The 19527-nt window shown below is 57.7% G+C and carries 14 protein-coding genes; 13 read left to right on the top strand and 1 reads right to left on the bottom strand.

Going from position 1 to position 19527, the window contains the following annotated elements; all coding sequences use genetic code 11:
- Window positions 1-5 precede the first annotated feature (5 nt).
- The 7 genes from JQR90_RS13100 to JQR90_RS13070 all read left to right on the top strand — a co-directional run bounded on the left by JQR90_RS13100 (window position 6) and on the right by JQR90_RS13070 (window position 6751).
- Window positions 6-908 (top strand): efflux RND transporter periplasmic adaptor subunit, encoded by a 903-nt coding sequence (locus JQR90_RS13100; protein WP_010795082.1) that lies wholly within the window; start codon window positions 6-8, stop codon window positions 906-908.
- A gap of 295 nt (window positions 909-1203) precedes the next feature.
- The gene (locus JQR90_RS13095; protein ID WP_019365825.1) at window positions 1204-1515 is read left to right on the top strand and encodes a DUF485 domain-containing protein; all 312 of its coding nucleotides are present in this window, start codon (window positions 1204-1206) and stop codon (window positions 1513-1515) included.
- Window positions 1512-3170: a cation acetate symporter gene (locus JQR90_RS13090; RefSeq protein WP_434140052.1), complete on the top strand. Its 1659-nt coding sequence runs from the start codon at window positions 1512-1514 to the stop codon at window positions 3168-3170. The genes JQR90_RS13095 and JQR90_RS13090 overlap by 4 nt, the downstream gene beginning before the upstream one ends.
- A 61-nt stretch (window positions 3171-3231) precedes the next feature.
- Entirely contained in the window at window positions 3232-5031 is a 1800-nt protein-coding gene (locus tag JQR90_RS13085; RefSeq protein ID WP_434140051.1) for a DUF294 nucleotidyltransferase-like domain-containing protein, read from the top strand.
- Entirely contained in the window at window positions 5031-5654 is a 624-nt protein-coding gene (locus tag JQR90_RS13080) for a 3'-5' exonuclease (protein WP_434140050.1), read from the top strand. The genes JQR90_RS13085 and JQR90_RS13080 overlap by 1 nt, the downstream gene beginning before the upstream one ends.
- A gap of 174 nt (window positions 5655-5828) precedes the next feature.
- Window positions 5829-5987, top strand: coding sequence for a DUF3309 family protein (locus JQR90_RS13075; protein WP_010795077.1), 159 nt, complete (start codon window positions 5829-5831; stop codon window positions 5985-5987).
- A gap of 350 nt (window positions 5988-6337) precedes the next feature.
- Window positions 6338-6751, top strand: a complete 414-nt coding sequence (locus tag JQR90_RS13070; RefSeq protein WP_010795076.1) for a hypothetical protein — start codon at window positions 6338-6340, stop codon at window positions 6749-6751.
- Between the two features lie 22 nt (window positions 6752-6773).
- On the opposite strand, the gene dacB is transcribed toward JQR90_RS13070, so the two are convergent.
- Entirely contained in the window at window positions 6774-8234 is a 1461-nt protein-coding gene (gene dacB, locus JQR90_RS13065; RefSeq protein ID WP_434140049.1) for a D-alanyl-D-alanine carboxypeptidase/D-alanyl-D-alanine endopeptidase, read from the bottom strand.
- A gap of 268 nt (window positions 8235-8502) precedes the next feature.
- On the opposite strand from dacB, the gene JQR90_RS13060 reads away from it, so the two are divergent.
- Genes JQR90_RS13060 through JQR90_RS13035 form a run of 6 tightly spaced genes read left to right on the top strand, consistent with a single transcriptional unit; the run spans window position 8503 to window position 19511 of the window.
- A complete protein-coding gene (locus tag JQR90_RS13060; protein WP_073449358.1) occupies window positions 8503-8892 on the top strand; it encodes a hypothetical protein in 390 nt (129 codons plus the stop codon).
- Window positions 8883-9674, top strand: coding sequence for a cellulose biosynthesis protein BcsQ (gene bcsQ / locus JQR90_RS13055; protein ID WP_010795073.1), 792 nt, complete (start codon window positions 8883-8885; stop codon window positions 9672-9674). Before JQR90_RS13060 ends, bcsQ begins: the two co-directional genes overlap by 10 nt.
- A gap of 10 nt (window positions 9675-9684) precedes the next feature.
- A complete protein-coding gene (gene bcsA, locus JQR90_RS13050) occupies window positions 9685-14058 on the top strand; it encodes a UDP-forming cellulose synthase catalytic subunit (RefSeq protein WP_010795072.1) in 4374 nt (1457 codons plus the stop codon).
- A 2-nt stretch (window positions 14059-14060) separates the two neighbouring features.
- The gene (locus tag JQR90_RS13045; RefSeq protein ID WP_010795071.1) at window positions 14061-18032 is read left to right on the top strand and encodes a cellulose biosynthesis protein BcsC; all 3972 of its coding nucleotides are present in this window, start codon (window positions 14061-14063) and stop codon (window positions 18030-18032) included.
- A complete protein-coding gene (bcsD, locus tag JQR90_RS13040; protein WP_010795070.1) occupies window positions 18032-18493 on the top strand; it encodes a cellulose biosynthesis protein BcsD in 462 nt (153 codons plus the stop codon). Before JQR90_RS13045 ends, bcsD begins: the two co-directional genes overlap by 1 nt.
- Window positions 18483-19511, top strand: coding sequence for a glycosyl hydrolase family 8 (locus tag JQR90_RS13035; protein ID WP_037029628.1), 1029 nt, complete (start codon window positions 18483-18485; stop codon window positions 19509-19511). Before bcsD ends, JQR90_RS13035 begins: the two co-directional genes overlap by 11 nt.
- Window positions 19512-19527 lie beyond the last annotated feature (16 nt).

The following is a 19527-nucleotide window of genomic DNA, read 5'->3' as shown; positions in this document are numbered from 1 at the left end:
GCATGATGCGCAAGGTGGCCCGTGTAGCGATTACAGTGGTCGTGGTGATGGTGGCGGTGCTGGCTGGCCTATGGCTGTGGCGGTTTTACATGCTCTCGCCCTGGACGCGTGATGCGCGTGTTCGAGCCGATGTCGTGGTCGTCTCGCCCGATGTGGCCGGTTGGGTGACTCGCTTGCCTGTGAAGGATAATCAGCTGGTCAAGAAAGGTGATCTGATCATGCAGATCGACCGGGAGCGCTATCAGGCTACCCTCAACCACGCCCGCGCCGTTGCCGATACACGCAAACAGCAGCTGCGTTTGCGTGAGAGCGAGGCTGAGCGCCGTAATCGTCTGGGTGTCAGCGCCATCAGTGCCGAAGACAGGGAAAATGCGCAGATCAACGCTGCTGTGGCACGGAGTCAGTATCAGGAAGCGCTGACGGATATCCGGCTGGCGGAGCTTAACCTGGCGCGTAGCCAAGTGCTGGCGCCTCGTGAAGGGCGCATCACGAACCTGCGATTTGCCGAAGGTAATTACGTGCGTACCGGTGAAGCTGTCATGGCGCTGGTTGATACGCGCTCTTTCTACGTCATGGCCTATTTCGAGGAAACCAAGATCCCGCATATTGCAGTAGGGGATGCCGTCAATATCCGCCTGATGAGCCACAAGGGGATTCTCAAGGGGCGTGTGGCCAGCATCAGTAGCGGAATCACCGACCGCAACGCAAGCCCGGACGAGCAGCTATTGGCGGAAGTTCAGCCCACGTTCAATTGGGTACGACTGGCGCAACGTATTCCGGTCCGCGTAGAGCTCTTGGATGTGCCGCCGGAGGTGCAATTGAGTGCCGGAATGACCGCTAGCGTCTCGGTGCTCGATGCCGAAGGGCATCATCCGCTGGAAGGGTGGCGCAGTCTGTGGGATTACTAGCGGGCCCGCCGACAACTCTCGAGACACATGCCGTCACACAAATAGCTATGGTTGATCAGGCCGGATAGCCCACGTTGCTGTTGCCGCCGTAAGCGTATTCGGCATCCGAGCCATATGCCGACCGCTCCAGTCCCGCCGCGTCAGCGGGGCTGTAGGGTCGCACTTTTAAGCCTTTACCCTTTATCCCGCGAAACAGCCCCTTTATCCCGGTTACGACTAAAGTCGTCTGGCTGTCAGGTTCCGGTAGCCTAGAGTACAAATCGACGATCCCCGTCACGCTGTGAGGACAACAATAATGAACGACAGCATCTACCGGCGGATAGAACAAAATCCGCAATTCAAAGAACTGGTTGCCAAGCGTGAGCGTTTTGCCTGGCTGCTTTCCCTGATCATGTTAGGACTCTACGTCGCCTTCATCCTGCTTATCGCCTTTGCGCCACATGTGTTAGGTGCTCGGATCAATCCGGATAGTCCGATTACCTGGGGAATTCCGATCGGTGTCGGTCTGATTCTTTCCGCTTTTATCCTGACAGGTGTCTATGTTCGCCGTGCCAACGGTGAATTTGACCAGCTTAACCGTGCCATTTTGAAGGAGGTTCAACAATGAAAGCGCCTCTCTCTGCAGTAATGGGACTGGCTCTGTTCGCTCCGGCTGCCTGGGCTGCCGATGCGTTGACCGGTGCCGTTCAACGGCAACCTTTGAACGTGGCCGCTATCGTAATGTTCGTTGCTTTCGTGGCGGGGACATTGGGGATCACTTATTGGGCTTCCAAACGCAACCGTTCAGCGGCAGATTACTACGCTGCTGGCGGTCGCATCACGGGCTTTCAGAATGGTTTGGCAATCGCAGGCGACTATATGTCTGCCGCCTCCTTTCTGGGTATTTCCGCGCTGGTATTTACGTCGGGTTATGACGGCCTGATCTACTCCATCGGCTTTCTGGTCGGATGGCCGATCATTCTGTTCCTGATTGCCGAGCGCTTGCGTAACCTGGGCAAATACACCTTTGCCGACGTTGCCTCCTACCGTCTCAAGCAGAAGGAAATCCGTACCCTGTCTGCCTGTGGTTCGTTGGTGGTGGTGGCGTTGTACCTGATCGCTCAGATGGTGGGTGCGGGCAAGCTGATTCAGCTGCTATTCGGCCTTGATTACCACGTGGCGGTGATCCTGGTCGGTCTTCTGATGGTCATGTACGTATTGTTTGGCGGCATGCTGGCAACCACCTGGGTACAGATCATCAAGGCGGTGCTGCTGCTTTCAGGCGCAAGCTTCATGGCAGTCATGGTGATGAAGTCCGTCAACTTCGACTTCAGTGCCTTATTCTCCCAGGCAATTGCCGTTCACCCTAAGGGTGAGGCCATTATGAGTCCTGGTGGTCTGGTAAAAGACCCGATCTCAGCCTTTTCTCTAGGTCTGGCGTTGATGTTTGGTACAGCAGGTCTGCCGCACATTCTTATGCGCTTCTTCACGGTGAGTGATGCCAAGGAAGCCCGCAAGAGCGTGTTCTACGCTACCGGTTTCATCGGTTATTTCTACATCCTGACCTTTATCATCGGTTTCGGCGCGATCCTGCTCGTCAGCACCAATCCTGCGTTCAAGGATGCTGCCGGTGGCCTGATTGGTGGCAACAACATGGCGGCGGTGCACCTGGCCAACGCGGTGGGCGGCAGCATCTTCCTGGGGTTCATCTCGGCGGTAGCGTTTGCAACCATCCTGGCGGTGGTAGCAGGTCTGACCCTGGCGGGTGCCTCGGCGGTGTCCCATGACCTCTATGCCAGCGTGATCAAGAAAGGCAATGCCAACGAAAAGGATGAGCTGCGTGTCTCTAAGATCACCACTGTGACGCTGGGCGTGGTTGCGATCGGCTTGGGTATTCTGTTCGAGAAGCAGAACATTGCCTTCATGGTGGGTCTGGCTTTCTCGATCGCGGCCAGCTGTAACTTCCCGGTACTGCTGCTCTCCATGTACTGGAAGAAACTGACCACGCGAGGTGCCATGATTGGTGGCTGGTTGGGGCTGATCACAGCGGTAGCTCTGATGATTCTGGGCCCGACCATTTGGGTTACCATCCTGGGTCATGAAAAGGCGATCTACCCTTATGAGTATCCAGCACTGTTCTCCATGCTCGTAGCGTTCATCGGGATCTGGTTCTTCTCGATTACGGACAAATCTACCGCAGCCGATGAAGAGCGTGCTCGATTCTTCCCTCAGTTCGTTCGCTCTCAGACGGGTCTTGGCGCTTCCGGCGCAGTGGCTCACTAAGTCGTACTGAATCGGCAGGCTCGTCAGGGCCTGCCGTTTTCATTTCAGGCGAATTCGCGTCATGCCGGATAATTTCAATTTCGAGGCAGCCCCGTTCGATACGCTCAGTGAGTATGAACGCAACCTGCTTCGCTCGGCGCTATCGGTCGGATACTACGTGCCTGGCGAGATACTGATCGAGCCGGGTAGCGTCACGCTTGCACTCTATATCGTGCTGAAGGGTGTCATTGAGGAGCGTGGCAAGGACGACCAGCTATTTGCACACTATGGGCCGGACGATCTCTTTGATGTGCGGGGGCTTTTTGATGGGCAGACCCGGCATGCCTATCGAGCTGTTGAAGAGAGCATTGTCTACGAACTCAACGCCAAGATGTTTCATGAACTGTGCGAGCGAAATACATCGTTTGCTTCTTATTTCCAGGCAAGCCTTGCCACCAAGCGGCAACTGGCACGTCGGGACGGGCAGAATCTGGCGGAATTCATTCTGACCCGCATTGCCCGTGAGCATTTGCTGCCTGCCGTGGAAGTCGGTGCCGATCTGTCATTGGGCGAGGCCGCCCGTACGCAGTTAAAGGTCGGCGCCGATGCGTTGCTGGTCCGGCTGGAAGACGGCTTTGAAGGGCTGGGTATTGTGACCAGAACGGACCTGATGGTTGCTCATTTCCAGCAGGGGCTGGGCGACGAGACACCTATCGGGACGCTGGCGCATCAGCCGCTGGCCTCTATAGAGCTGGGCGACTTTCTGTTTGATGCCATGATTCTCATGACCCGCCAACGCATCGAGCGGGTCGTGGTCAGGCAAGGTAATCAGGCAGTCGGCCTACTGCACTTGACTCAGGTATTGAGTCTCTTTTCCACCCATTCTCATGTTCTGGCGCTGCGGATCGCCCGCGCCGAAACGCTCGATGAGTTGCAGCGAGCCGCCGAAACCCTGGATACGTTGATTGCTACCCTGGAGGGTAATGGCATCCGGCTGCGCTTTATCATGCAGTTGGTCAGCGCGTTGAATGAGCAGTTGCTGGCGCGCGTCTTCGAGCAGTGTGTTCCTGTAGCGTATCGCTCCCGTTGTTGCCTGGTGGTCATGGGAAGCGAAGGGCGAGGAGAGCAACTGCTCAAGACCGATCAGGATAATGCGCTGATCCATGCAGACGACATTGCAAACGAGGAGGCATTGGCCTGGATGGCCCGCTTCAATGAGGCGCTCACGGGGTTTGGTTACCCTCAATGCCCAGGAGGGGTAATGGCCTCGAATGCGGTGTGGTGCAAGCCTGTCAGTGAGTGGCGGCATGAGCTGCTGACGGCCGCCCGTGAGGGGCATCCTGAGCAGCTGCTGCGTCTGTCCATTCTGATGGATGCCCACCCTGTAGCCGGAAATGAGCATTGGTTTATGGCTGTGCAGGCTCAGCTGAGCGTGTGGTCTGGCCCGGGGGAGCGATGGCTGAGCGATATGGCGCTGGCTGCTTTGCAGTTCGATACGCCGTTGACCTTGTTTGGCGGACTTAAAACATCCGGTGAACGCCTGGACATCAAGCGTGGAGGTCTTTTCCCGATCGTTCATGGGACCCGAATACTGGCCCTGCGAGACGGGTTGATGGTGCGTGGCACCTTGGGCAGACTGCAGATGCTGGGTGAGCGGGGCGTTCTGGATCGAAACATGGCTGATAACCTCGCTGAGGCTTTCGAGCTGTTCATGCAGCTACGGCTGTCCCAGCAATTGGCAGGCGACAGGAGTGGATTAACGCAAGGTATTGATGTGTCGATCCTGAGCCGGGCCGAGCGAGACCTGCTGCGCTTCAGCCTTCATGTAGTTAAAAAATTCAAGCAAACCCTGGGACGTCTGTTTCATCTGGATACGCGTTGATGGCTGCCTACATCTCAAGACCTGATTTGCATTGGCCCCTTTGGCGGCAACGCCTACACTGGTGGTGGCATGACCCGATGGACGCCGATGAGATCGTTTCGCTGGATTTGGAAACGACCAGCCTTGATCCACGTCGGGCTGATATTCTCAGTGTAGGTGCCATACTCATTCGACAGGGGAAGATGCAGGTAGGGGAACGTCTTGAGCTGTATGTCGAGCCGCCACCCAGTCTGGACGCCGAATCGATCCGCATTCACAAGCTACGTCGGATGGATCTGGAGGGGCAGCTCAAAATCCAGGATGCCCTGAGACAACTGCAAGACTTCATCGGAAATCGCCCGCTGCTGGGCTATTACGTGTCCTTTGATATCGCAGTGCTCAGTCGTCATTTCCGCCGTTACGGGATGCCTAGGCTGACGAATCCCCGGATCGAAGTGTCGGCCCTCTATCATCGCAAGGTCAGCCGCTTGTTTCCCGATGTGCACCTGGATTTGCGTTTTGACACCTTATCGCGGGCATTGGACATACCGGTGACGGGGCGGCATACCGCGCTTGGGGACGCACAAACGGTTTCGCTGATGTTTCTTAAATTATTGAAGGGGCCTGTGCCCAAGCCGTACTAAACAGAAAATAGTGTGCTTCTCTTCAACAAGCGAAACGGTTACAGGACTTTTCCGCAGGGGTAGCAGTCCGATAGTACAGGTACGCTTTCTTCTTACTCCCCGAGCTTTTCCGGTCTCGGTGATGGGAAGTGACCTGTGCTGTGGATTCCCGTAGCGGTTATAAGGAGATGCATCATGTCGCTGACTACCATATTGGTTCTGGTCCTGCTTGTTCTGTTGATTGGTGGATTGCCCGTGTTTCCGCATTCGCGCAGCTGGGGATATGGCCCGTCTGGAATCGTGGGCGTGTTGCTGGTCGTACTGCTCGTGCTGGTGTTGCTGGGAATGATCTAGCGTCGACGGCTTAAAGATGAAAAGTCTTTCCTAATCAAGTGTTTACGAATCGATAGAGACCGACTGCTCCCCGCTTTTTGCCCCTGCTTGGTGCGTAGGAGAAAATTCTTGCCCAAAGAGGTGCAAGAGAGTAGGGTTCTCTTCACCGGCCTGCCTTGCCGATGTCAGTTGTGAGACAAAACCAGAGCCAAGCGTTGCTTGCTCTGGTTTTGTCTTTTCTGCGCTACCTCTTCTTATTTCACTCGTCTCAGTGCCTTGCATCACGGAGCGATCATTCAGGTGTTGCGCGGCGTTTAATCGGCCAGGCGGCTGTGATAAAAGCCCAAGGAGTAGCAAAGAGGGAGTGTTCCGTGGATTCGGAATCCATAGTGTATGGCTGCATCAAGGATTGGCCGACGAGCGACTCCATGGAGCGCCGGATGCGCCGGGCTTTGAATCGTCGTGTCCTGGCCAATCTCCCTCATGATTCCTGGGCATTTCTGGGGCGGGAGATGTTCAGCCAGTGCGAGCAGGCCGGCGCAGGTCTTTATAAAACCCAAGTCATTCACTTTGGCGCAAGTTACGAAGGCGTCGAGTATGAGTGGAAATTATGGGTCGAAGAGTTCGAGGCCCTGCTCAAACGCCTCTACTGGGCCAGCGCCGTGGTGCATCTGGAAACTGCCTTGAGCGGTACTCATACGTTCCGTTGGGAATCTGAGAAAGGCTTCCATAGCCCACAGGAAGATGACTTGCGGGCACGGTGTGCCTGGGAGCGGGAGGGCTGAAGCCCTCCCGTAGCCGCTGTTCTCAGCGAGCAGCAGTGCTGTCCTGCTTGGTACGGTTGTACAGATCCACCATAACCTGATCCAGTACGCTGGACGCACCCCAGGGACGGCTGCTGTTCAGAATCGCAACCACCGCCCACGTCCTGCCATTGGCATCCCGGCTGAAGCCGGCCAGGGCACGTACGTTATTGAGCGTTCCCGTCTTCATGTGGGCCTGTCCGAGCAGGGGTGTATTCTTCAGGCGCTTGCGCAGCGTGCCGTCCATGCCTGCAATGGGCAGGGAAGAGATGTATTCGTAGGCATAGGGGCTTCGCCAGGCTGCCTGAAGAATCAGGCCCATTTCCCGCGCGCTGATGCGCTCATCGCGGGACAGTCCCGAGCCGTTTTCCATGACTAGGTGCGTGGCGGTGATACCTTTGCGGGCCAGCCACTGACGAATCACACGCTGCGCCGCTACGCCATCATTCGCGTCCGCGCTGGTGCGGTATTGGGCACCAATGGACAGGAACAGCTGTCGCGCCATGGTGTTGTTACTGTATTTGTTAATATCACGAATGATCTCGACCAGATCAGGCGAAAAGGAGCGAGCCAGCAGCTCTGCGCTCTTGGGTACTGTACCCTCCCGGTCCTTGCCCATGATGGTGCCGCCCAGTTCCTTCCAGATGGCGCGTACGGCACCTGCGGTATAGCTTGGGTGATCCAGCAGTGACAGGTAGCTCTGAGCGCTACAACCGCTAGGCAGGTTGCCCGTCACGATGAGGGCTGTACCGTCCGTTTCCGTGACTGGGTTGAACCGTATTTCAGGCCAAGCCGGGCATTTGCCCTTGCCTACGGCCTTGACCTGATTCTCAACCCGCACATTGGTCAACGGCGGGTCCATCGAGACGCTGGCCTTGCCATCATCGGCACGAATGACCATGCGGACCGACTTCAGATTGACCATCAAGGCATCCGGGCCAACCAGGAACGGCTTGTTCTCATCGTTGCCGTCATCGTTGAAAACAGGAAGTTCGGGTTTGATGAAGCGGCCGCGATCCAGAACCAGATCCCCGTTGACCTGGGTGACGCCATTGGCGCGCAGATCACGCATCATCAGCCACAGCTTTTCCATGTTCAGCTTTGGATCGCCACCGCCCTTGAGATAGAGGTTGCCGTTGAGCACTCCGTTGTGGAGCTGGCCATCGGTATAGAACTCCGTCTTCCACTGATAGGTAGGACCTAGCAGTTCCAACGCCGCAAATGTCGTAATGAGCTTCATGGTAGAAGCAGGGTTTACGGAAACATCGGCATTGTAAAAGTCAGCGCTTCCGGCAGCATCCAGCGGAATCATGACCAGGGACAGCTCGTCATTGGCCAGTTTGTTCTTTTGCATGAGCTGCTGCACTTTAGGTGGCAGCACGGCAGTGTCAGCATAGGTCAGAGCGGGTAAGCCCAGAGGCAGAAGGCCTAGCGCAAGTGAAACGGAGCGGAAGAATTTCAGCATTAACAAACCCCAAAAGAAGGCTGGGCCGAGATGAAAAGGTGATAGCCGAGCGATCTGTTACAAGAAACAGACATTATGCAGCAAACCGGTTTATAGCCAATACAGCCTGTGAAATGACTAGCACGCGTTGTCAGCTTTCCGCCTGTAGGGATTAAACAGCCATTTATCTGGCGGATCTCCATAATGTGACAAATATCGCAAAAGATAATGATCGATTGTGCATTAGGTATTAAAATGATAGCAAATTGCCATACAGACGATTGCTATCATGAGCGAGCGGGACATCCGGGACTACATTAACAGCCTTAATGAAGAAAACCTGAGCCGGCAGTCTGGGGCATCGGCTCAAGCAGGGGATACGCTAGGGTGGGCACTTCTCGAGGCCATTGCCTCGCCTGTTGATCAGCCATTACCTGTTATCCATTCTTCTTCTGCGGTCTCTACCGAGGCCATTCCAGTGGTGACGAGCAATCCCTTACAAGAGGCGCGTGAGCCCTCGTCAGGCATCGCTCCTCCGGTGGATGTCCAGGCCAAGCCTGCCTCAGGCGCTCACCCGTTTGGCAATATCTTCAAAATTAAACCGGCAGTGGACGAGGTAGACCTTCAACCTCAGGGCTCTCTGAAAGCGCTACTCAAGAGTATTGCCACATGCCGTTAATCTGTGTTGCCTCTCCCAAGGGCGGTGTAGGCAAGACGACCGTGACGGCCAGCCTGGGGTATGCACTTCAGCGTCTAGGACGTCCAGTAGTGTTGGTTGACTTCGACGTGCAGAACGCTTTGCGCCTGCATTTTGGGTTGCCGCTCGGGCTGAGTCAGGGATTTGTTGAAAGCGCTCTGGCGGGCGCAGACTGGCGGCAGCTAAAGGTAACCTCTCCAAGCAATATTCAGGTGCTGCCATACGGACGGGTTAGCGCAACGACGCGTCTGGCGTTCGAGCACCGCCTGCTCAATGATCCTTCTTTTCTGAAGGAAGGGCTGGCAGATCTGCTCACGATTCCCAATGTGATTGTATTGGCAGATACGCCGCCTGGCCCAAGCGCTTCTCTGAGCGCACTTATCCATCAGGCGGATCTCTGCATAGCGGTACTGTTGGCCGATGCAGGCTCGGTTGCATTGCTGCCGGACATCGAGTCCGGTGAGTTCTTTGGCAGTGCTGGAACGGAAACCGTGCGCTATGTAGTCAATCAGGTGGATCGGCGGCGGCGCCTCAATCGAGACGTCTCGGTGTTTCTGCAGGCGCGCTGCGGTGGTGCATTGCTGGGCATGATTCATCGTGACGAGTCACTGCCTGAGGCGCTGGCAAGTCAGCAATCGGTTTTCGCATTCGATTCGGCATCGGCCGCCGCCCATGACCTCGATATGCTTGCGCAGCGATTGCTGGCCGCGCTTGAGCAGCAGACCACACCTGTATCTGATACGCGTCAACGGCAGTATTCCTGAGGAATCAAGGATGAATTCTGGAGTCGGAAAGCTCGCAGCCAGCGGGCTTGTTGTTCTGGCGTTGCCTGTCCTTGCACTGATCATCATGGTGCCGATGAGTATCGAGATGCAGCTGCTGCTGAGCGTGGCTGCCATCCTGTTTACGATGGTGCTCAAGCGCAACCCTTCTTCCCGAATCACTTTGACGCTGGTGGTCATTTCGATCACGCTTTCGACACGCTATCTCTACTGGCGTACCACCGAGACGCTGCATTTCAGCAATGGCGTGGAGTGGGTTCTGGGCATCGGTCTGTACCTGGCCGAGGTCTATGCCTGGATCATCCTGCTGTTGGGCTACTTCCAGAGTGCCTGGCCGCTTGAGCGCAGGCCCAGCCGTCTGCCAGCCGATACCTCGGTGTGGCCAAGCGTGGATGTCTACATTCCGACCTATAACGAGAGCCTGAGCGTAGTACAGGATACGATCCTGGCTGCCCAGAATCTGAATTACCCGGCCGACAAGCTCAGGATCTATGTACTCGATGATGGTCGTCGACCCGAATTTGGTGCATATGCCGCTGCCGCAGGCGTGGGGTATATCGTTCGGCCGGACAACAATCATGCGAAGGCCGGTAATCTCAACCATGCGATGACCAAGACCCACGGCGACCTGATCTGCATCTTCGACTGCGATCATGTCACGACCCGGGTTTTCCTGCAGGCCACGGTCGGGCAATTCCTCGATGACCCCAAACTCGCCTTGGTGCAGACGCCACATCACTTCTATTCGCCAGACCCGTTTGCCCGCAACCTCAGTACCCAGGGTAAGGTTCCCAGTGAGGATGAGCTGTTCTATGGCCCGATTCAGAAGGGCAACGACCTGTGGAATGCCACGTTCTTTTGCGGTTCTTGCGCTATCATCCGCCGCAAGGCCCTGGAGGATACGAACGGATTTGCCGTCGAGACCGTAACCGAAGATGCGCATACGGCGCTCAAGCTGCAGCGCAAGGGATGGAACACAGCCTTTATCAGCGTCCCCATGGCGGCAGGCCTTTCAACAGAGCGCCTGGCCTTGCATGTCGGTCAGCGTATGCGCTGGGCGCGAGGCATGACGCAGATCTTCCGGCTGGATAACCCGCTGCTCGGGCGGGGCCTAGCATTGCCTCAGCGGCTCTGCTATCTGAACGCCATGCTGCATTTCCAGTTTGCCCTGCCGCGCTTTGTCTTCCTGACATCGCCGCTGGCCTTCCTGCTGCTGGGGCAGAACATCATCGCTGCCTCGGCGCAGACCATTTTTGCCTATGCGTTGCCGCATCTGGTGCTGTCGATCCTGACAAACGCCCGTATCCAGGGTAAACACCGTCATTCCTTCTGGGGGGAAATCTACGAGACGGTGCTGGCCTTTCACCTGATCAAGCCCACGCTCTATACGCTGTTCAACCCCAGGAAGGGCAAGTTCAACGTGACGGACAAGGGCGATCTGCTGGACCGGGGCTTCTTCGATTTTCCTGTGGTGAAGCCGCACCTGATTACGGTGGGCTTTTTGTGTGCTGGCATCCTGTTTGGTATTGCCAAGTATTTCTGGATCGAAGCAATTCGGCCGGATCTGTTCACGCTGATGCTCAACATTGGCTGGACAGTCTTCAACATGTTGATCCTGTTGGCGGCCATTGCAGCGGCACTCGAGACCCGGCAGGTGCGCCAGACCGTGCGGCTCGCTGTCAATCTGCCGATTCTCATGTACCTGGCCGATGGCCGTGTGGTGCGCAGCGAGTCGGTGGATATTTCCATGGGTGGTGCGCGGCTTCGTTATAAGGGCGGTGAGTTGTCCGCGCCAGTCGAGGAGATCGAGATCCAGTATGGCGAGTCGCCTCTGATCCTGGGCACAGACATGGTCAATGCCCGCGATGGCTATGTGCAGTTGCGTTACAAACCCCTCTCAATTGCCCAACGCCGCGATTTGGTGGCTATCGTCATGGGGCGGCCAGATGCCTGGCTCAAGACGCACCCAACACAGGAAGATAACCCGCTGCGCTCATTGTGGAATGTGATCCGATCGGGCGCGCTACTGGTCAGGCGGCCGACCAGACGCTTGCCCGGCAACGCAACCAAGGCTCGCAAGCCACGGGGATTTGCCAGGGCGCTGATGCCTGCCGCCGCCCTGGTGGTTGTTGCCGTGCTGTGTATTATTTCCTTGCCGTCCAAGGCTGATGAACAGCCCCTTCCGCCGCTCCCGGCCTTGCCGCCACCCGTCAGTACAATAACCTCTGCTGGCATGCCTGCTATGCCCGGCAGGGTTGAATCGATCAGCCTTAGCCGGTTGGGCGTGTCCGATGCACTGATCTTGAAGGGGCGGCGAGGGGAGGCGGGCGTAGCTTTTTCCATCAACCGCCAGCAGGTGGTTACAGGCGCGACGCTGCACCTGCGCCTCAGCTATTCCGACAAGCTTTTAGCCGAGAGCAGCGTCCTGCAGGTATCGGTCAACGATGAGCTGATTCAGAACATTCCATTGGTACCTGCTACCGCCTCGGGACTGGACGTCGACCTGCCCATCAATCCGCTACTTCTCCTGCCTTATAATCGGCTGAACCTGCGCCTTGATGCGCATTATTCACAACAATGTGAGAACCCGTTACATCCTGCGCTGTGGGCCAGAATAGACCCTGCCTCCACGTTGGAGCTGGCTCTGGAGCGGCTGCCTATTACGCGCGATCTGGCGCTGCTGCCGGCACCCTTTTTCGATGAGGCGGACATGAGCCGCCTGCGCCTGCCTGTGGTACTGCCCGATCAACCTGAAGCGGGTGAGATAGAAAGCGCTGCGATGGTCGCCTCTTGGTTTGGTATGCAGTCCCGCTTTCGTGGCGCTGAATTTCCGGTCAGCTTCAATGAGCTGCCGATGGGGAATGCCGTTCTCATTGGCACGGCACGCGAATCCTTTACAGGTTTAACCCTGCCAGCGATTGAGGGTCCCATGCTGGCCGTGGTCGATAACCCCCGTGATTCCCTGGGCAAGCTCCTGCTGGTGCTGGGGCGTGATGCATCGGAAGTCCGCGTCGCCGCTCAGAATCTGGTACTAAGGTCGGATCGTCTGAAAGGGGAAGCTGCTAATTTAGCGCCGTTTTCGATCCCGGCCCGCCGGCCTTACGATGCGCCGCGCTGGATCTCCAATCAGGTTACCCGCTTCGCTGATCTGGCAAAGCCTGAGGCGCTGACCAGCGACAATCTCTTTCCAGGTGTCATCAAGATAGGTTTTCGCGCTGCACCCGATAACTTTCTCTGGGAAGGCGACAATGTGCCGATGCGCATACGGTTTCGCTTCCCCGAAGGGGATTGGTACGACGCCGCACGCTCCCGACTGGATGTCTCACTTAACGGGCAATACCTGAGTTCAGTATCGGTACTCAAGCCGGGCCTGTATGAAAAGGTAAAGTCACTGCTGGGCTACCCCAGCCGCCAGGAAGATGCAGTGATCGAGGTGCCGCCGTATCTGATCTATGGCGATAACCAGCTAGGGTTTTACTACAACCAGCAGGTCACCAGCACCGAAGACTGCAACCTTGTGCTGCCGGAGTCAGCGCATAGCTACATCGACGGCGACTCAGTGATTGACCTGAGTGGAGCCAAGCACTTTTCACAGCTGCCCAACCTGTCTTTCTTCGTTGGCGCCGGCTTTCCCTTTACACGTATGGCCGATCTTTCCCAGACGGCGCTCATTCTGCCTCATTCACCCCGCGCCAGTGAGATTGAGGCCTTATTGACGCTGATGGGGCGTTTCGGTGATGCCACGGGCTATCCTGCCCTTAACGCAACCGTGCTCTTGGGAACCACACATCTGCCTGAAGTCGCGGACCGCGACTGGCTGGTGGTTGGCCAGATCAGTGATCGGCTGGATTTCAAGACGCTGTTCCAGGGCTCGTCCTTCACACTCACCCAGAACCGGCTTCGTATCCAGCCGCTCACGCCAACCGGCATGCTTGAAACAGTATTGCTGGGCGACTGGGATCGCCAGATAGATGCAGCCGACCGCACGCTGGCGGGCTATCGGGATTTTCAGGGGTTTGTCAGCCGCCAGTCACCCCTCAACAACAAGCGCGTCGTAGTGATGGCATTGGCTAGCCAGCCAGAACGCCTGCCTAATGTCATTACCTATTTGAACAGCCCGGAACACAGCGCCGAGATCAGAGGCGATATCGCCTTGTTTGGCCGTGATGGTCAGGTGGAGAGCTTTCGTACCGGGCTGCGCTTTACCTATGGCGAGTTGCCTTGGTTCATGTATGTGCGCTGGCTGTTCAGTGAGCGGCCCCTGGTCCTGATGGGGTTGTTGTTGCTTGCAGCAGTGCTGGCGGCATTTGGGCTTCACACATTGCTCAGGCTCCAGGCCCACAAGCGACTGGGCAAAAGGAATTGATCATGCCGAAGTATGCGCTGAAAACCTTATCGGTCGCGATGCTGTGCGCGCTCAGCGGAATGACCTATGCCAATCTGCCTGATACGGCGATTGCAAATCAGGGTATAGACGTTTTGCTGCAGCAAGCCAGCTTTTGGCAGAGCCGCAACCGGCCGGACATGGCTCGTCAGGCGCTCGACCGTGCTTTACAGGTTGATCCGGCATCCGAGAAGGTCCTGTACCGCCAGGCTCAGCTTGCCCTGGGTACTGACAGGGCGGCCTACGAAGGCTGGTTGCAGAAACTCAAACAACTGCACCCGGACAGCGCCCGCATCGAGACCCTGCAAAACCAGGCGCAGGCCAAGACGATTGATCGCAGCGAGTTGCCGCAAATACGTCAGCTGGCAAGCCAAGGTAAAGCTGACGAGGCTGCCCTGCGCTACAGAACGCTCTTCAACGGCAATCCTCCGCCAGATGACTTGGCGCTTGAGTACTACCAGACGCTTGCAGGCACAAAAAACGGTTGGGTGCAGGGGCGCGAGGGGTTGGAGCAGCAGGTTCGCCGCAATCCAGCCGACCTCAAGGCGCGTCTGGCGCTTGCCGAGGCGCTGACCTACCGGGACGAGACGCGGCGGGAGGGAATCCATCAGCTGGCCGAACTGTCAGGCTCGGTGCCTGAGGCGCGGCAATCCTGGCGACAGGCGCTGCTGTGGTTGGGTGCGGAATCTTCCGATCAGGCGCTGTATGAGCGCTACGCCCAGGTCAATCCGAATGATGCCGAGGTCGTTCAGCACTTCATGACGGTGGTCAACGCTCAGGCCGAGAGCGCCCAAGGGCAGGCAAGGGCAGCAGCCTTCAAGGATTTGAACGCAGGTCGGCTCGATGTGGCTGCCCGTAAATTCCAACAGGCGCTTCAGGAAGATCCACAGGATGCCGAGGCCTGGGGCGGCCTGGGGATCATCCAATTGCGCGCCCAGGATTACGAAGCGGCCAAGCGCAGCCTTGAGCGGGCCAGTCGTCTTGATCCGACGCAACGTGCTCGTTGGGCGGAGGCCATAGGTAACGCCGATTTTTACGGCCAACTCACCGCCGTGCGCGCTTTACGTGACCGGGGCCGCCTGATGGAGGCCGAGCAGCAGGCCCGGGCGCTGGCGCAGGCAACAGGTGAGCAGGGGCGCTCGGGCAAGCTGCTTTATGGCGACATTCTGCTGCGTAATAGCAAGGCAGTCGAGGCGGAAGCCGTTTATAAACCTCTATTGAGCGCGCGCCCGGATGACACTGCCGCGGGGTTGGGGCTGTACAACAGCTATCTCATGCAACAACGCAGTGCCGAGGCGTTGGCGTTGCTCAAGGCGCACCCTGCCGTGGCCAAACAGGCAGCAGGCAGCCTTGAGCAGGTAGAAGCGCAGGCCTTGAGCGAGCGTGCCCGCAAGGCATCCGTGGCCGGTAATAATGAACAGGCGCTGAAACTCTATGCGCAGGCCCTGGCCATTGCGCCAAACAGTCCCTGGATCCGCTTGGCCTATGCACGGCTGTTGCACGGTTCCGACCCGGTACAGGCCCAGGCGCTTATGGAGCCGGATACGCGCCGCAACGATCCGGAAGCCTTGCACGCCGCCGCCGTATTCGCCATTGAGCAGGCGCGCTGGGAGGATGCCCAGCGCTATATCGAGCGTGTTCCTTTGCCGGCTCGTACCCCGGACATGCTTCAGTTGATCGCGCGTACCGAAATAAACAGCCGTATCGCCCGCGTACGCAGGATCGTCGCCGGTGGTAATCCGATCCAGGCGCGCCAGGCCCTGCGCGAACTCTACGATAATGCGCCTTCGGACCTTGGTGGACGCGGCGCTGTAGCTCAGGCGCTGGCAGATATGGGGCAAACGGCCTGGGCATTGTCGCTGGTCAGAGCATTCGAGCGTGACGATGGCCAGCAGCCAGTCACCCATTATGTGCCTGTCGTTTCAGTGTTGAGTCAGGCCGGTCAAACGACTGAAGCCGATCTGCTGCTGCACCAGCTGGAGCGTCGCGGGCGATTGTCGGCAGTGGATGAGGCCAGCCTGGTCGGCTTGCGCCGGGGGATTGCTGTCAATCAGGCAGACTGGATGCGCAAGCGCGGCGACAACGCCGGAGCGTATGACCTGCTGATGGCTGCATTGGCACAGTCGCCGCGCGACCCGGACCTGCTGTTAGCGATGGGACGCCTCTATGATGGCGGACACATGCCCAAGGAGGCGCTGGGTGTGTACGAATACGTACTGGCGCAGACCCCTGCCAACGAGGACGCCATAAAGGGTAGTGTGAATGCCGCCCTGGCATTGAACGATCCGGCACGCGCATCGGCCATTCTCAAGAAAGCCGGGCGTACTGACGATGCCACCTCGCTTTACCTCTCAGCCCGTATCGCCCAGGCTCAGGGTAAGACAGACACCGCCATCGAGCTTCTGAAAGCGGCTCAGCGCAAGCAACAGGGCGTGGTCCCCCAGGCGTCTGGTTCGTCTGCCGAGTTGGCCGCCTTGGGGCAAGGCAATCCATTCCGCAAGGAGTATGCGGTGGCTGGCTCGCCTTTGATACTGGCCGATGCAGGCGCTGATTTTGCTGTTCCAGGCTATCTGCACACGCAGCGAGCCTCTTCAGGTCTACCAGCTGATCCATTGATGACCGATATTCAGCGAACCTTGGCGGATCTTCAACAGGCGCGGATGCCCTTCATCCAAGGAGGCATGAACATTCGTGCACGGGATGGCGATACCGGCCTGAGCAGGCTGACTGAAGTCAATGCGCCGTTGACGGTCTCGCTGGTGCCGTTCGGTAATACCCGGCTGGAGCTTACCGCCATGCCTGTTTCTGTCAGCGCAGGGTCGGTGGAGGGCGACAGCGCCAACCGGTTTGGCTCCGGTAGTCTCTATCGGCAGATGGCGTTTAACTTCGAGCAGAAGGTTACGACGCATTTTCTCGAAAGCGTCAATTACAGCCGAACCAACATGACGGCGGCTGACCGGCAAACCGCTGCGCAAAGTGTGCGTAATGAGCTGTTGAACGCGGATACCGGCAATGCGCTGGGTGGAAAAGGTCGCGCTTTGCTCGAAAGCCTTGTCAATAACCGCGCCAGCGCCGTGATGGCGCCCTACGAGCCGGGTTCGCAGTCCGACTCCGGGGTAGCGCTTAGCGCCGCAATCAGGCATGAACAATTCCAGGCAGATGTCGGCACGACCCCGCTCGGGTTTGAGAAGCAAAACCTGGTAGGAGGGTTCAAATGGACGCCCAAGGTCGGGGATAACGGCAAGTTGTCCCTGGCCGTCGAACGGCGCGCAGTAACAGACAGTGTCTTGTCCTATGCAGGTGCCAAGGACCCGCTGACGGGTAAGCGCTGGGGTGGCGTCACCAAGACCGGTATAGCGGCTGAGTACAGTTACGACGATGGCGATGTGGGGGCTTACTATGGTGGCGACTACTTTATCTATCGGGGAGAGGGCGTTGCCGATAACCAGGCCCTGGGAGTCCACGCCGGTGCCTACGTTCGCCCCATCCATGAGACTGACCGTGAACTCAAGACAGGGATTCACCTCGGCTGGAATAGCTTTGACAAGAATCTGAGCGGCTATACCGTCGGGCATGGCGGGTATTTCAGCCCACAAAATTACGTAGGCGTCTCGTTCCCGATCGAATACACCGCCAAGTACAACGACAAATGGGACATGAAATTCAACGTGGCGCCCGGATTTCAGGCGTTCAATCAGAAGAGTGAGGACTACTTCCCGACCGACAAGGCCTTGCAGTCGAGCATGGAGTTCCTTGCAGGGCAGGGCTATGTCAGCAGCGCCCGATACAAGGGCAGCAGTGACAGCGGGCTTGCGCTGAATGCGGGCGCTAAACTCGAATACAGCCTGGGCAAGCAGACCAAGGTAGGCGGCGCGCTGAGTTACGATACCTTTGGTGATTACTCCGAAACCACAGGACAACTCTACTTGAAACACAACCTGGAGAACCTGCCGTAATGCAGTCCAAGGATATTGAACAGGCGACGCTTGCCTATTTGTCCACGCGAGAAGAGCGGGGGCGGTGGGGCAGCCTTATTCTGACGCTGATCAACCAGATGTATGAGTCGGCTGGCAGTACCGATGCGCTGGGTTTTCTGCGACTGGTAGGGGCTCGCCTGGGCGAATCCATGGCGTTAAGCGAGCAGCCTACACTTGAGGCATTGGAGAGGGTTGTCAACGAGCGCTGGAAGGCCATGGATTGGGGCTGGGTACGCTTTGGCGTGCAGGGCAAGGCCATCGAGATCGTGCACGGTGGCTATCCAATACTTGAGTCTTCCGAGCGCTGGACCCGGAGCCTGGCTGCCGTATTGGAGGGTCTATATGAGTACATATTCCAGGCGCAGGGAGAGGAGCATCGGCTGCAGGTTCGTCTGCTGGAATCGCCCGAAGGCGCGCTGGTGTTTCGCTGTGCAGGTTAGAACATGGCGATGTGTCCTCCTGGCTGTGCTTTGTCTGGCCTCAGCCCTTGCCTCAGGTGAGCCCTTGAGCTGCCAGCAGGGTTGGGACATCTATCAGCAGCGGTTCGTGACGGTGCAAGGACGTGTTACCGATACGGGTAACCAGGGCATCAGCCATTCCGAAGGCCAGGGCTACGCGATGCTGATTGCGGAGGCCAATGGTGATCGCAGGGCGTTTGACCGTCTTTGGAGCTGGACGAAGCAGACCCTGCAGCGTGAGGACCGATTGTTCTCGTGGAGGTACGACCCAAAGGCAAATCCTGCCGTCACCGATCGCAATAACGCATCCGATGGGGACCTCCTTATCGCCTGGGCCTTGCAGCAAGCAGGTGAGCGTTGGCAGAACCCTGCCTATGCAAAGGCTTCGAAACAGATTCGTGACGCCATTGCAGCGCATCTGATCCAGCGCGACCAGGGCTATACGCTGCTGCTGCCAGGTCTGGAAGGGTTCAAGCGTCCAGACGGAACCGTTATCAACCTGTCGTACTGGATCTTTCCTGCCTTGCAAGCCTTTGCGCGGATCGAACCGGAAGGTCCCTGGACGGCGCTTTTCCAGAGCGGCACGCAATTGCTTCAAGCCGCGCAGTTTGGTGAGGCCAAATTACCATCTGACTGGATCGCCCTGGGAGCTGACGGCACCCTGAAGCCTGCCGAAGGCTGGCCGTCACGCTTTGGATTCGATGCCGTCCGCGTGCCGCTGTATGGCGCCTGGGCAGAACTTGGCAAGCGCGGTGAGTGGCGCGCAGTCAGTACGTTCTGGCACAGCAAGGATCCGGCTTCACCGCCTGCCTGGGTCGATCTGGCCTCTGGTGAGGTTGCACCCTATGCGGCCTCCTGGGGAGTGCTGGGTATTCGCGCGCTGCTCGATGGTCAGCCGCAATCCTTGCAGGCGGAAGTGTTGAAGCAGGAGGATTATTATTCCTCGTCCCTGCTGATGCTCAGCCAGATAGCGCAGGGTAACTGCGGCAAGGCTCGCTGAACTCTTCAGCCGCTCG

The sequence above is a fragment of the Pseudomonas sp. JZ114 genome (assembly GCF_051027705.1).
GTDB lineage: Bacteria > Pseudomonadota > Gammaproteobacteria > Pseudomonadales > Pseudomonadaceae > Chryseomonas > Chryseomonas luteola.
Note: the sequence above shows the minus strand (reverse complement) of the source record. Positions and strands in the feature narration are given on the sequence as shown.